At 44.6% G+C, this 13,815-nt stretch carries 10 protein-coding genes; all 10 read right to left on the bottom strand.

Annotation, left to right across the window (positions count from 1 at the left end):
- Positions 1-27 precede the first annotated feature (27 nt).
- The 10 genes from DI53_RS09470 to DI53_RS09425 all read right to left on the bottom strand — a co-directional run bounded on the left by DI53_RS09470 (position 28) and on the right by DI53_RS09425 (position 13,809).
- A complete protein-coding gene (locus DI53_RS09470; protein ID WP_037498161.1) occupies positions 28-2,220 on the bottom strand; it encodes a hypothetical protein in 2,193 nt (730 codons plus the stop codon).
- 176 nt (positions 2,221-2,396) lie between these two features.
- Positions 2,397-4,595 (bottom strand): SGNH/GDSL hydrolase family protein, encoded by a 2,199-nt coding sequence (locus DI53_RS09465; RefSeq protein ID WP_037498160.1) that lies wholly within the window; start codon positions 4,593-4,595, stop codon positions 2,397-2,399.
- A gap of 641 nt (positions 4,596-5,236) precedes the next feature.
- The gene (locus DI53_RS09460; RefSeq protein WP_037498149.1) at positions 5,237-6,619 is read right to left on the bottom strand and encodes a nucleotide sugar dehydrogenase; all 1,383 of its coding nucleotides are present in this window, start codon (positions 6,617-6,619) and stop codon (positions 5,237-5,239) included.
- An 84-nt stretch (positions 6,620-6,703) separates the two neighbouring features.
- A complete protein-coding gene (gene cmk, locus DI53_RS09455) occupies positions 6,704-7,411 on the bottom strand; it encodes a (d)CMP kinase (RefSeq protein ID WP_037498146.1) in 708 nt (235 codons plus the stop codon).
- Positions 7,411-8,844, bottom strand: a complete 1,434-nt coding sequence (locus tag DI53_RS09450) for a capsule assembly Wzi family protein (protein WP_081939426.1) — start codon at positions 8,842-8,844, stop codon at positions 7,411-7,413. The genes cmk and DI53_RS09450 overlap by 1 nt, the downstream gene beginning before the upstream one ends.
- A 109-nt stretch (positions 8,845-8,953) precedes the next feature.
- Positions 8,954-10,192: a WcaI family glycosyltransferase gene (locus DI53_RS09445; protein WP_037498141.1), complete on the bottom strand. Its 1,239-nt coding sequence runs from the start codon at positions 10,190-10,192 to the stop codon at positions 8,954-8,956.
- An 8-nt stretch (positions 10,193-10,200) separates the two neighbouring features.
- Positions 10,201-11,106 (bottom strand): glycosyltransferase family 2 protein, encoded by a 906-nt coding sequence (locus DI53_RS09440; protein ID WP_037498139.1) that lies wholly within the window; start codon positions 11,104-11,106, stop codon positions 10,201-10,203.
- 89 nt (positions 11,107-11,195) lie between these two features.
- On the bottom strand, positions 11,196-12,110 hold the full coding sequence (locus tag DI53_RS09435) for a glycosyltransferase family 2 protein (protein WP_037498136.1): 915 nt from the start codon (positions 12,108-12,110) through the stop codon (positions 11,196-11,198).
- Positions 12,100-12,657, bottom strand: coding sequence for an LbetaH domain-containing protein (locus DI53_RS09430; RefSeq protein WP_037498134.1), 558 nt, complete (start codon positions 12,655-12,657; stop codon positions 12,100-12,102). The genes DI53_RS09435 and DI53_RS09430 overlap by 11 nt, the downstream gene beginning before the upstream one ends.
- Positions 12,658-12,660: 3 nt before the next feature.
- The gene (locus DI53_RS09425) at positions 12,661-13,809 is read right to left on the bottom strand and encodes a glycosyltransferase (protein ID WP_037498131.1); all 1,149 of its coding nucleotides are present in this window, start codon (positions 13,807-13,809) and stop codon (positions 12,661-12,663) included.
- Between the last annotated feature and the right edge of the window lie 6 nt (positions 13,810-13,815).

The raw sequence follows: 13,815 nt of genomic DNA, 5'->3' as shown, positions 1-13,815 counted from the left end.
CGGAAGATCACATTTTTCATTAATAGCCTAAGCAAGTAAATGCCTAGCATGCACTTCATAGATACGGTCGCTACCGTTCGTCCCGTTAATTTCTGTGCTGGTATAGCTTGGATTCAGCCAGTCGCTCACTTCGGGTTCAGCCTTTTTCCGGAGATAGGATTGATAGTTGTATGCCCCCCAGCACTCTTCAAAAGTCGGGATATACCCTACTCTGTAAAATGCGGCGACATGTTTCAGCGCGTCTGATATCTGCCCCAGACGCGGCAGGAATGCGCCGTTACTTTCGTACGAAAAGCCTGGCGAACTCAGGAAAATCTTCATCCTGTTATTTTTGGACAGCAGCCACTCTACATAGTATTTGGCTTGACCGTAAATGGTACTGGTTGATGGATCCAGCGATGCGGGATCGTCTATCGTACCTATTGGCGCTCCCGATCCTGGGGTTGATGCGTGCGCCACACGACTATTCTGTCCTAAAAATACCACGGTACAATCTACGCTGTTGATTGAGGCTTCCGAAGGCAATGGGAAATAGCGGTGGGTGGCCGAAAACGTGATGATCTGCTGTAACTGGCAAAACGATTGCGCGCCCTGCGCGCATCTGTAGAGTTGGGAAAAGCCAAACCGTTTTTGGATCTTCCGCGCAAAGTTACCCCCGTCTATGGCGCTGTACTGCTGCGTCCAGGAATCACCGATGTACATCAACGTTTTCCCTTGCCAACTGCTGCGCATCCCTTGATCAACGTTATTTAAGTTGACTACCATTCCTGGAGCTAGGGAGTCGCGAAGATTAGCAAAAAACCGTTCGCCCAATGCCAGATAAACCGTTTGGTTGGCCGCATTTAAAACCATGCTGTACTCCGTAGCATTAAAATTAGCCGCCGTTGCTTTGGTAAAGGTTATTCTAATATAGGCTGATCCGGCAGGTGCAATAGTGTTTTGCTGGATCACGGCAGTCACCGGATTCTTATCTGTGTCGTAAAATTGGATGGTAAAAGCACCCATGATCACACCATACGCATTATTGAAGCGCGTAGCGGCATATCTGTTTCCAACGATGACAGGGAAGAAATCGGTCGTCCGATAAGCGTCATCACCATCCAATTGACCGTTGGCGGTTAATCTACCCACAAACAGCGTGTAATTACCGTTTGCGATATCACCTTCCTCACGAACGATATTTTTATTGGCTTTGTTGATAATAGGGAGCAAAGCTTCCTGCGCTTGCAACCGCTGCGCTATACCGTTTTTAAAGCCAGTGATTCGCAGCACTTTGAACGTACCAGGAACGAGATTGGCACCACTGACAAAAAGCTTAGATACATTAGCAACGGCAGGGACAGTCACCAGCACCCCGATGGCGGAAGAATCTACACCATTGTTTTCCCTGGAGTTGACAGCGACCTTATTATCCGAGGTTGCTAAAATAAACAAAGGAACATTCGCTGGTACTGCACTAAAAATAACATATTGCTCGCCTGCTGTAACATTTAGTATTTCCAAATATTGTCTAGCAGGTCCTGGCAGAAACGAGATACTCGCTCCCGGATTACCACTCGAAGATACGTAGCTGGTTGTTACAGCGCCCGATGAAAGGTCTACTTCCGTTGCCCAAGACCCGTTGGTGAAATCCGTGAAAAGCTTCGCACTAATAGCTTCCTGCGTACTTCTATTCTGAATGTTGACAACTGTTTCCCTATCAATCTTCAGCAGCCATTTCAAGCTTACCCCGGGGACATCGGCACCAGTTGCGGTTTCACCAACCGCCAGACACCATAATTTACCTCCGTTTGTGACAAATTGATCAGCTGTACTCACCCATGTATACGTCACAGCGTTGTTCCATTCACTCAGGTTAGCGACATCTCCGGTCGCCTCTTCGGGATCGCCGACGTCGTACAACACCCATGCCGTCCTTGCCCATCCCCAAGCCCAGTTTCGGTCGGCAGCCGCTTCGACAAGCGTACCGTTTACCGTGTACCAGCCGGCAGATGCCTCTCCCTTCCAAAGTTGCCCATCGGGGCCTGGGGCAAGATTAGTCGCCGACGCCGAAGATTCACCACCGATAAATGATGAAATGACGTCATTTTCAAATGCCGCATCGGCATTCGTATAATCTGCGTTAGCTTTTGAAAAACCGTTGGCGGGCTCATTCATAAATAGCGTCAAATCCTGTAAATTCTCCTTGTGGTCCGTATCCGACCATATAATTTTTATCATATTTTTTAATAATTAAAGTAGCTACCTTCTGCTCACATTACTTTTGCTTGACTGCGACCGACTATGAAGCATAAGCGGCTTCAGCCCCTATCCCATTCCATCAATGCGAAAGGATTTTGATTCATTTTAATTGTTTGCTGTATATACAGATGCGATCCTGTTTTTACCGGGCTGTATTATGCGAAAATGTATTTCGCATGGATTTCGTAAATCCGATCGCTACCGTTTGTACCATTAATTTCTGCACTAGTATAACTCGGGTGCAGCCAATCACTAACTTCGGGTGCTGCCTTCTTCCTGAGATAGGACTCATAGTTAAATGCTCCCCAGCCTTCTTCAAAGGTCGGGATATACCCTATTCTATAAAAAGCAGCAACATTTTTTAGTGCGGCTGATATTTGACCCAAGCGTGGTAGAAAGGCACCGTTATTTTCATACGAAAATCCGGGCGAGCTAAGAAAAATTCGCATCTTATTGTTTTTCGTCAGGAGCCATTCCACGTAGTATTTGGCCTGTCCGTAAATGGTACTGGTTAACGGATCTAGGGATGCCGGATCGTCTATCGTGCCGATTGCTGCGCCTGAGCCAGGAATGGATGCATGTCCTACACGGCTGTTCTGCCCCAAAAACACCACGGTGCAATCTACCCCGTTTATCGCTGCCTCTGAGGGCAAGGGAAAATATCGGTGAGTGGCTGAAAACGTAATGATCTGCTGTAATTGACAAAATGTCTGCCCGCCTTGCGCACATCTGTACAACTGCGAAAAGCCAAACCGTTTCTGGATTTTTCGTGCGAAGTTGCCCCCATCTATGGCGCTGTACTGATGCGTCCAGGAATCGCCCATGTACATCAATGTTTTGCCATACCAGCTACTGCGCAACCCTTGATCGAAATTGCTGTGATTCAGAATCGTGCCCGTTCCTAAAGAATCGCGAAGATTGGCAAAGAAACGTTCGCCCAATGCTAGATAAACAGCTTGGTTTGCGGCGTTTAAAACCATGCTATACTCCGCTGCGTTAAATGCCGCGGCTGTAGCAGTAGTAAATGTTATTCTAATATAGGCTGCTCCGGCGGGCACGACGCTGTTTTGCACCATCACACCGGTCACCGCATTCTTGTTGATGTCGTAAAAATGGTTGGTAAATGCGCCCATAACAACACCATAGGCATTATTAAAACGTGTTGCCGCATACCTGTTCCCGACAATAACCGGGAAGAAATCTGTGGTGCGGTAAGCTTCATCGCTATCCAACAGGCCGTCGGGCAATGTTCTGCCCACAAAGAGGGCATAGTTTCCGTTGGCAATATCGCCTTCCTGCTGTACGATGTTGGTATTGGCCCTGTTGATGATAGGCGCCAACGCTTCCTGCGCCTGCAGGCGCTGTTCTACACCATCCTTGTAACCCGTAATCCGGAGTACCTTAAAGCTTCCTGAAGCTAAGTTGGCTCCGCTGACAAAAATCTTGGACAGGTTAGCTACCGCAGGGACCGTTATTAGCAGTCCGATCGCGGTAGTATCTAAACCGAGATTTCCCTTAGCGTCCACAGCCACTTTGTTATCCGCCGTAGCATACATAAATACAGGAACGGTAACAGGTACCGCACTGAAAATAACATATTGTTCTCCTGCAGTAACATTTGGTATTTCCAAATACTGACGTCCTGGCCCAGTTAGAAAAGAGATCGTTGCGTTAACAGTACCGCTAGACGAGGCATATACATTCGTCAGGGCGCCCGATGATAGATCGACCTCCGTCGCCCATGAACCGTTCGCATAATCCGTAAAAACTTTTCCACTGATAGCTTCCTGCGGATTTCTATTCTGGATGTTGGTAATTCTTGCGCTGTCAATCTGGAGTGACCATTTTGAGCTTGATCCGGGAACGTCTACTCCTGTAGCTGTCTGATTGACTGCGAGAGACCATAGTTTACCTCCACTTGTTACAAATTGATCGCCCGTACTCACCCAGGTATAGATCACGTTGTTGTTCCATTCGCTTAGATTAGCGGGTTCAGCGGGCTCCTCAACAACGTCATCCATGTCGTACAATACCCAAGCTGATCTTGCCCATCCCCAAGCCCACTGCTGTCCAGCAGCTGCTTCGACAGGCACGCCATCCACAGCATACCAACCTGCTGATGCTTCAGCCTTCCACAGCTGCCCCTCCGGGCCAGGGGAAAGATTTGTTGCTTCTTCCGCAGAATCTGCACCGACGAACGGCGAAATACCATCCCCTTCAAAGGCGGAGTTATTACTCGCCTCGTCTTGGCCAATATTTGCTACCGAAAAACCACTGCCCGGCGCGTTCATAAAAAGCGTTAAATCTTGCAGGTCCTTCTCGTGATCGGTAGCCGACCAGATAATTTTTGCCATAATTTTTTTTATTAATAAGGTGTTTTATTTTTTATTAGTAAATAGCTATTGCATAATGATTGCATACAGATTTAAAAACCTCGTTCTATTCCAGAACTGTCGAAATGACTTTAGGAAATGAAATTTTTCAAGAAGATTATACTTGTTAATAATTAATATATACTAATTTATTAAGAATGCTTTACATACACATTTAAAACTAAATATCGACTCATCGACACGCACATTACACTTTTCACAGCAGGTATTTAGAATTTTTGAAATTCTAATATCAAATATAAATTAAATTTAAGATAATCACAACTACTAATTGTTAAAATAAGGATACGCAATTATTAACAATAAGTTTAGGTTTGCCGTCATAAGGAATCTGTAGCAAGATAATGTAAAATGCTTAGCGATTACGTCTCTAAAAGTTTAGAAATAAGATGAGATTAGCAGAAGAACTTCTTCAAGCACACTTTTCAAGTAGGCCAAATTTCCAATTGAAAAGTGTGCATATAAAATGTATAAGGCGGCTGGAGGTTTTTGATCCTGATCCATCTCTTAGTATGGAGATGCCTTGGTCAGGTCTTTACGAAGGCAACGGTAAAAGGCTAAGCGCAACGGTAATGGTCAACCTGCCTTTTTTCGTGCTCTTGCTATTCCCCGATAGCGTAATAATCAAATCCCAGCGCCTCGAGTTGCTGGCGGTCGAGCAATTTCCGTCCATCAAAAACGAAGGAAGGGCGCTTCATACCTGCCTTAACCTTCGCCCAATCGTAGGTTTTAAACTCATCCCACTCCGTCAGGACGGCTACGGCGTGTGCGTTGTCTAGCGCTTCGTAAGGGTCATTTACAACGTTGACAAGGCGTCGATTATCTTCTGGCGAGCGCGTACCTAAATAGTCGAGATCACGATACACCTGCTCTGCGGTTACTTTAGGATCGTATACGATAACATGAGCCTCTTCATCCAGCAAATGATCTGCTACATGAATTGCTGCCGATTCACGGGTATCGTTGGTGTCTTTCTTAAATGCCCAACCGAGAAATGCGATATCTTTCCCATTTACGGTATTGTACATGGTCTTAATAATCTTCTCCGCAAACCGTGTTTTTTGATGGTCGTTCAACAAGATTACCTGTTCCCAATAGTTGGCGACCTCGTACAAGTTGTATGAACGTGCGATATAGACCAAGTTTAAGATATCTTTCTGAAAACAGGATCCCCCGAAACCGACAGATGCCTTTAAAAATTTCGAACCGATACGAGAATCTTGTCCGATAGCGCGCGAGACATCGTCGACATTGGCTCCCGTGACTTCACAAAGTTCGGAGATAGAATTAATGGAAGATACGCGTTGAGCCAAGAAAGCGTTAGCGACCAATTTGGATAACTCAGAAGACCACAGGTTAGTGGTAATGATTCTTTCGCGAGGCACCCACGCTTCGTAAACCTGTACCAACGCTTCTATCGCCGCGGCGTTTTCTCCACCGATCAACACGCGATCTGGATTATGCAAATCGGCGACGGCGGTACCTTCGGCTAAAAACTCGGGATTGGAAAGGATATGGAAATTCACACCGTTTCCAGTATTATCTAAAATGCTTTTCAATGCCTCGGCCGTGCGTACAGGTAATGTGGATTTTTCAACCACAATTTTATCGGTGCTGGCCACCGCCGCAATTTGTCGGGCACAGAGCTCAATAAATTTTAGGTCTGCCGCTTGTCCTTTACCTTTTCCGTATGTTTTTGTCGGCGTATTGACCGATATAAAAATCATATCTGCCTCTTGGATGGCTTTGTCTACATCGGTCGAGAAAAAGAGATTGCGCCCCCGGGCTTCCTGCACAACCGCATCCAAACCAGGTTCGTAGATGGGGAGTTGGCTGAGGTCGTCGTTGTTCCACGCTGCGATACGCGTCTGGTTCATATCCACGACTGTTACTTCCACATGAGGATTTTTTTGCGCAATGACGGACATCGTTGGCCCACCAACGTAGCCTGCGCCTATACAGGTGATTTTTTTAACTCGATTCATTTGTCTAAAAGTAACAAAGATTAGGCGCAGGAAAAATTAAAAAAGTATATTTTACAAAATTAAGATAGTTTGCTAAGCGATATGTTATACGGCCTTATTCATTGCATTTCCCCTAATCTGTGCTACTTCGCCATACCTCGTCGCAATCACAGCGAGCACTTCTTCCTCTGTCAAGTCAGATGTATCGACATAATAAGCGTCATGTGCCTGAACCAAAGGACTTTCTTCTCGCGTTGTATCTTGGCGATCGCGTAAAAGCAAATTATCCATAATTTCGGATAGACTAATGTGCTCACCTTTTGCCAAAAGTTCCGCATACCGGCGCCGGGCACGAACCTCTGGACGAGCATCCATAAAAATTTTAAGATGTGCGTTCGGGAAGACCACGGTGCCGATATCGCGACCGTCCATAATTAGATTCTGGGAACGACCGATTTCCTGAAGCTTATTTACAATGAATTGGCGGACTTCCCGTAATGCACTCACCTTACTTACGCGATTAGACACTTCCATTTGCCGAATAACAGATGAGACATCTCTTTCATTTAAGAAGGTCAGCGTTTCTAGGCCATCAGCAGTCTGCGCGAGCGTAATCCTATTGAGCGATTCTTGAATTGTATATGGATCTGCCGATTCCACATTATTTTCTATAAAGAAAAGGGTGACAGCCCGATATAAGGCGCCGCTATCAACAAACAAAAAGTTAAGTTTGCTGGCCAATAATTTGGCGACGGTACTTTTCCCGCAGGCGGAGTAGCCATCTATAGCGATGATAAAGTTATGTTGTTTCATTACCAAATTGCATATTTTACACTTAATATCCCACCAACATTGGAGTAGAGCTGACCAAAATCTGCCGCGACTGTCGCGCCCAATTTCCATTGGCCGATGCTATGTTTTAATTCCATAAGGGAATAGCACTCAAACTGCCCATCGCCGTACAAACGCTGCATTTGGCGCGATCCATAATTCATTACCGGCGTAACCTTTGCCCGGAAAGCCCAATTGTCTGCCAATTTAAACTGTCCGGCAATATTTCCACCCACCAACCTATTATTGATAATATTAGAACTCTCATTGTTGGCATTGACCCAATCCAGTGGTTCAATAGGCAAATAATCACTTGCATAGGTGCGGTTTGTCAACAAGGCATTGCCTACCACCTTTCCTTCATATTCCCAGCCCGTCTTGTAAGACCCATTGTTGTATAAACTTTGGCGTTCACCATCAGAAAATCCTTCCATCTGCTTGGTATAAATAAATTCAACCACCACGGATTGCAACCAATGTTGTTGATTTTTATTGTCTAATCTTAAACCCGCCAATCGATCCATGTTTCGAATATCAATACCTTTACCACTTTCAAAAGGTGTTTGGTTATAAAAATGAAGGGCGATTTTATCGTTATCAAAATAAAACCCTAACTCAGCTAGGCCGCGTTGATCTCCTGCCCGATTTGGCCTGATACCAATATCGGGAACACTCCCGTCATTAGATTCGCTTACGAACAACACATCCAAAAAGCCCCGAAAGGAACGGTCTAAGGAAATCCCATTTGCGGGCCGGCGCCCCCCCCATTCTGTATAGTGCTGCACGCCACCGTAAGGTTTCCATTTTCCGAAATTAATTCGACCGTAAAAGGATTTTTCATGTAACCACGAATCCATAAAGCGGTTGTCGCCAAGCCATCCATGCCCGAGCATTCCTTTAAATTCCAGGACGCCTTTTGTCCACGGCACGCGAACAAAATCGTCAATGCCGATCGTTATTTTAGGAATGGGAAGCGCATTACCGCTGGTTCCTAGTGACCCCATCGACAGGTCGGGATTTAAATCATCCCAAAGGTCACGATGCCGGCCGCCGCGGATAAACCATTCCTTGTATTTTAACTGCACATATCCCTGTTGGAGGACGGTGCGGCGGTAGTGTTCCGCATTAAAAAGTGTAGCACCATAACTGAGTGTTACGGCTGATGCGGTATCGCTGAATAAACGCATTGTACCTAAACGGTGCTTGTTGGACGCCTCCAGCCAAGTTACTTGGTCGTATTGTTCATTACTCGCCAGACCAAATCTATTCGCTTTAGCCCACAACGGCTGAAAACCCTTCGACGCGACCTGCACCTGTGTACCCACTTCAACACGCAAGGAGTCTGAAAAGCTTTCCTGGGCGATCGCAGTCGTTAAACTAAACATCAATAGAATGGATAATGCTATATTTCTCATATATATACTATTATTTCATGCGCCGTTTACGCTCGGTTTGTTTTTTACATGCATACGGAATATCCGAATGTCGTATAGATGTCTTCGCTAGCGTCTTATCGATCACTTGTCATTTTTGATAAAAGGCTAACCTATTTGCATCCTGCTCAAAATTTCGCAGGATCTGCTCTTTTTCTAAATATTGCTGTGCATAGTTGCGAGCATTTTGCCTATACATTGCAGTATCGTTAAAGAGAGCGATACGGATCCCATCCTGCAAGGCCTGATCTTGCTCGGGTTGTACCAATATGCCCATCTGAAATTGATGTACCACATCGTAGAGGGTGGTGCCTTCGGTTGCAGTAATGAGGGCGCAACCTCCAGCAGCCAATATGCCGGTTAGCTTACTTGGCATAACCAAGTCAGCTGCTGACGCTTTTTGCAACACAAGATGTACATCTGCCATGGCCAATAGCGCTGCTAATTTCTCATAGGGTTGCAATGGAAAAAAGAATACGTTGGAAAGTAAACTTTCCGCAGCTTGCTGCACAAGCTTGTCCTTCCCCCCGCCTGATCCGCAGATCACAAATTTGATGGAGTGGTCATCTTTAAATGTCGCTGCCGCCCGAATAATCGCGTCCAACCCTTGTTTTTCACCTAAATTTCCGCTGTATAAGACTATCTTATCTTTACTGGTGAAGCCCATTTCTCGTCGTAAAGAATGCTCCTGCGAGAGTGGGAAAACGACCGTACTGTCTACCCAATTAGGAAAAAACAAGATCTTATCTGGCGTAATTCCTTTGTTTACGATTTTGTTGTGCATGCCTTCCGATATAGTGGATACCCGGGTGCCGCGTTTTAAAAAGAATCGCTCTAGCCCAAACATAATATCGAGGAATGTTTTGTTTTTGATCATCCCCAAGTCTTTTGCAGCGTCTACTTGCAGATCCTGGATATGGTTTATCCAAACCGTTTTCCGGAGACTTTTGTACAACCACGGAAATGAAGACAAATGGAAAGGCGGGGCAATACAAAACAGCACATCAAATTTTTTGGAGAATAGTGCCTTGATCCAGAAAGGAATTGTCGATGCGAGGAAAGAAAACTCATGCAAAATACGCTTAAGCGATGTGACTTCTTTTGGCACGTAAAGGGGCATCCGATGCACGTTCACACCATTACGATTTTCCGTAAACCAGCCCCTATTTTTATAGTCGGGATGAATTTCCCATTCGGGATAGTAGGGTAATGCCGTAAGCACATGCACATCATGCCCCTGAGCTGCTAGCCATTCGGCCATCTCGCCTGTATATTTACCAATACCGGTCAGTTCCGGCGCATAATTAATGCCGTGAATTAAAATCCTCATACGCTTCGCTAGCTCAAATCTATTTGGTAATTGTCTTTAATAAATTGTTTAATTTTTGTGGAGTCGTTGCCGCACTGTTTTTTTATTTCATAAACTTTAGCGTCGACCAAAGTGCGGTACCACCAGCCTTGTAAAAAGTGCCACAAAAAGCCTTCCTTGCCTTCTAAAAATCCTAATTTGAAGATGTAGCGGAAAATAAAATATATGAAGCTGCGCCAAAAAAGGGGCATCTTAGCATATTTCTCCTTCTTCGCTCGCTTTTCGTCCGCATCTTTAGAAAGCATGCCGAAGCTTTTCTCGTGACGAACAAGATCGAATTCAAAATTTAGGAGCTCCACGGCTTCCTTTATGCTATAATTATTATGCTTTGTGATCCACCACCCTAGCGGATTCAAGTTGTCATCGTAGAAGCAGTGTTCCCATTGCACGGATTGGCCTTCTGTTAATACGATATGTTCGTCCATCCAGCGATTTTCGCAAAAGCCTTTGCCATACCGGAACAGCCGTAGCATATTCCATTGGACATTTCCCCTGTTGATCTTTCTCCCCAAAAAGATCATTTTACGTTCCATAACGATTCCGCATACCTCTGGGGAAACAGTGGGGAACTTCGTATGGATTTCATCGATCAGCGCATCAGATAAATATTCATCTGCATCTAATCTAAACACCCACTCCGTGGCGATCGGAAGATTTTCCAGCCCCCAATTAAATTGTTTTGCATGGTTGTTTTCCCATTTATTTTGATACACAATAGCGCCTAAAGACTCAGCGATTTCTTTCGTTCTATCGGTGGAAAAAGAGTCCACCAAAAAAACTTGTTTTGAAAAGCGCCGTGCATTCTGTACGCAACGTTGAATATGCTTTTCTTCGTTATAGGTCAAGATGATCGTAGCTATATTAACATTTTTCATTTTTAAACTTTTGTTTAAATAAAATAGGATTTCCGCTTCTTTACTTGTCTATCATTTTGCCTTCAGTAAATGCTCTTTAATAAAAAAGGCTAATTACCTAAATCTATATTATAGTTTTCTTTTACAAATTTTTTGATCTTAAGGGGATTGTCGCCGCAATGCTTTTTTACCTCATATACTTTGGCATCAACAAGGCTGCGATACCACAGTCCCTGCATGGAATGCCATAGAAATCCTTCCTTTCCCTCTAAAAAGCCAAGTTTGAAGAAATAGCGGTACATGAAGTAGGTAAAACTTCGCCAGAACAAAGGCATACGCGCATACCTCTCCTTTTTTAACCGTTTGTCCTCGGCGTCTTTGGACATCTCTGCGGACAGGTGCGAATTGTTTTCCGGCAGGAAGTTCAATTCTATATTCAAAAGATCGACCGCTTCGCGAATGCTATATCCGTTATGTTTGGCGATCCACCAGCCCAAGGGATTCAAATTATCATCGTAAAAACAATTCTTCCATTGAACCGAGGTTCCTTCTGTCAACACGATGTGTTCATCCATCCAACGCTCTTCACAAACCCCTTTACCATACTTAAATAAGCGCAACATATTCCATTGCACATTACCGCGATTGATGACTTTCCCTAGGAAGATCATCTTTCTTTCCATCACGACGCCTGAAATGGTATCCGGCATTGCTGGAAATTTTTCATGAATTTCTTCGATGAGTGCATCCGATAGGTATTCATCCGCATCTAACCGAAAAACCCAGGGCGTTTTTATAGGCAGGTTATCTAAACCCCAATTCAACTGCCTTGCATAATTATTTTCCCATTTATTTTGGTACACGACAGCGCCCATAGATTCTGCTATCTCTTTGGTCTTATCGCTGGAAAAGGAGTCGACCAAAAAAATAGTCCCCGAAAATCGCTTGGCATTTTCAATACAACGTTGAATATGCTTCTCTTCATTATATGTTAATATAATGGTGGTTATCTGATCATGAACCATGTTTTAAAACTCTGAGTTTAATGAACTTTGCCGGATTGCCGGCGTATATGCCCCATTTTTCTGTATTTTTAGTCAGCACCGCCGAAGCTCCGACAATACAACCTTCTGCTACTGTAACCCCCGGCCCGATGAATGCGGCTGCGCATACCCAGACTTGGTCTTCAATTATTATAGCTGGCCGAATAAGCGGTAAAGCAGGGTCTGTGTAATCGTGCGTTCCTGCGCATACATGCGCCATATGACTGATGGTTACCTTCTCCCCTAGTGTCACTGGGCCGAGATTGTATATAAATGCATGCTCACCAATCGCACTCCAGTCACCAACCGTCAGGTTCCAGGGGAACGTAATGCTTGCAGACGCATAGATATGTACCTGTTTGCCGATCTTTGCACCAAATAGACGCAATATAAAGTTGCGGTACCCAAAAGCTATCCGTGGTGAATACCTAAAGAAAGGCTTAGCGAAGCTCCATAATATTCGTTTCACATACACCCATTTAGAATACTTTAAATCTTTTCGATTTGCTTTGATGTCCAATTCACTCATATCTCAAATCTTTTTATCATTGGAATTCACGATAGTTTCATAAAGATCCTGCAGCTTTTTTGCAGAACTTTCCCATGTGAAATGTTCTTTAACCAGCTGATAGCCCCGCTGTCCCATCGCTTCCCGCTCTTCCGCTGACATAGCGAAAAATGTGGATAAACCCGAGGCGATCGCGTCTACATCGGTATCAATTTTCAACGCCGCTTTGCTTTCAAATCCTTCCGGCAAATTACACATGGGCGTCATCAAAACTGGAAGCTGATAGGCCCAAGCTTCTAAAATCGTCATCGGCAAACCTTCTCCGTGGGAAGGAAGAATATACCCGGATGCTTGCTTATACATCTGCTTTTTCTCTTCATCAAAAAGACCGCCGTGGAAAACAACAAGATCATTGAGCTCATATTTTTTCACGAGTTCTTTAAGCTTTTCATCGAAATTTTCCTGCGCCCAACCTACTATATCTAGCACCCAATTATGAAGCAAATCCGGATGTGTTTTCCTTATCTTCGCAATAGCCTCGATCAACAGATCCACTCCTTTTTTGGGATGTAAACGTGCCAAGAAAAGCAGGCTTTTTCGTCCGTCTGGCCGAGCCAGCGCATCCGCCGCAGTGGGTAAGTTTATGCCGTTCGGTATTTTTGTTATAGGCTGCTTTAATCCATAGGCCCGAATGTCTTCCCATTCTTTTTGCGATAATGCCTGAAAATAATCGCTATTTCGAAATGCCTTTTTGGCGAATAACAAGTCACCCAACACCCTTTTTATAGTTCCCTGGTTTTGTAAAATATAGGGATCTAACATGCCATGCGGCGTGACAACGACGGGCTTTCCGGTTTGCTTTTTCCAAGTGGATATAAATGCATGTGGATATCGCCACAAACCATGGACATGCAATACATCCGCATTGTCCAAAAGGATAGCTTGCTTAAGTTCAGCAGAATATTGGAAGAAATTTTTGCTTTCGAAAAGCTTGATCGGAATGCCTTCCCACTGATGGATATCGCTTTCCGTATGTTCGTCGCGGTAGGAAAAAATAGTAATATCTATTGTATTTCTTAACACCAGGCACATATCCTTTAAGGCGTCAAAAAGACCACCGGCATTTCGTGAGACGGAAGATGTTAATAGCGATACTTTAATACGGTCTTTCATAACGAT

It is taken from the genome of Sphingobacterium deserti (genome assembly GCF_000757725.1).
GTDB classification, from domain to species: Bacteria; Bacteroidota; Bacteroidia; order Sphingobacteriales; family Sphingobacteriaceae; genus Sphingobacterium; species Sphingobacterium deserti.
This window is presented reverse-complemented; position numbering and strand designations above follow the sequence as displayed.

What these genes read in the sequence shown, in the direction of transcription:
- DI53_RS09470 (WP_037498161.1), bottom strand. Translation starts at nt 2,220, where the DNA reads ATGATAAAAATTATATGGTCGGATACGGACCACAAGGAGAATTTACAG.
- DI53_RS09465 (WP_037498160.1), bottom strand. Translation starts at nt 4,595, where the DNA reads ATGGCAAAAATTATCTGGTCGGCTACCGATCACGAGAAGGACCTGCAA.
- DI53_RS09460 (WP_037498149.1), bottom strand. Translation starts at nt 6,619, where the DNA reads ATGAATCGAGTTAAAAAAATCACCTGTATAGGCGCAGGCTACGTTGGT.
- cmk (WP_037498146.1), bottom strand. Translation starts at nt 7,411, where the DNA reads ATGAAACAACATAACTTTATCATCGCTATAGATGGCTACTCCGCCTGC.
- DI53_RS09450 (WP_081939426.1), bottom strand. Translation starts at nt 8,844, where the DNA reads ATGAGAAATATAGCATTATCCATTCTATTGATGTTTAGTTTAACGACT.
- DI53_RS09445 (WP_037498141.1), bottom strand. Translation starts at nt 10,192, where the DNA reads ATGAGGATTTTAATTCACGGCATTAATTATGCGCCGGAACTGACCGGT.
- DI53_RS09440 (WP_037498139.1), bottom strand. Translation starts at nt 11,106, where the DNA reads ATGAAAAATGTTAATATAGCTACGATCATCTTGACCTATAACGAAGAA.
- DI53_RS09435 (WP_037498136.1), bottom strand. Translation starts at nt 12,110, where the DNA reads ATGGTTCATGATCAGATAACCACCATTATATTAACATATAATGAAGAG.
- DI53_RS09430 (WP_037498134.1), bottom strand. Translation starts at nt 12,657, where the DNA reads ATGAGTGAATTGGACATCAAAGCAAATCGAAAAGATTTAAAGTATTCT.
- DI53_RS09425 (WP_037498131.1), bottom strand. Translation starts at nt 13,809, where the DNA reads ATGAAAGACCGTATTAAAGTATCGCTATTAACATCTTCCGTCTCACGA.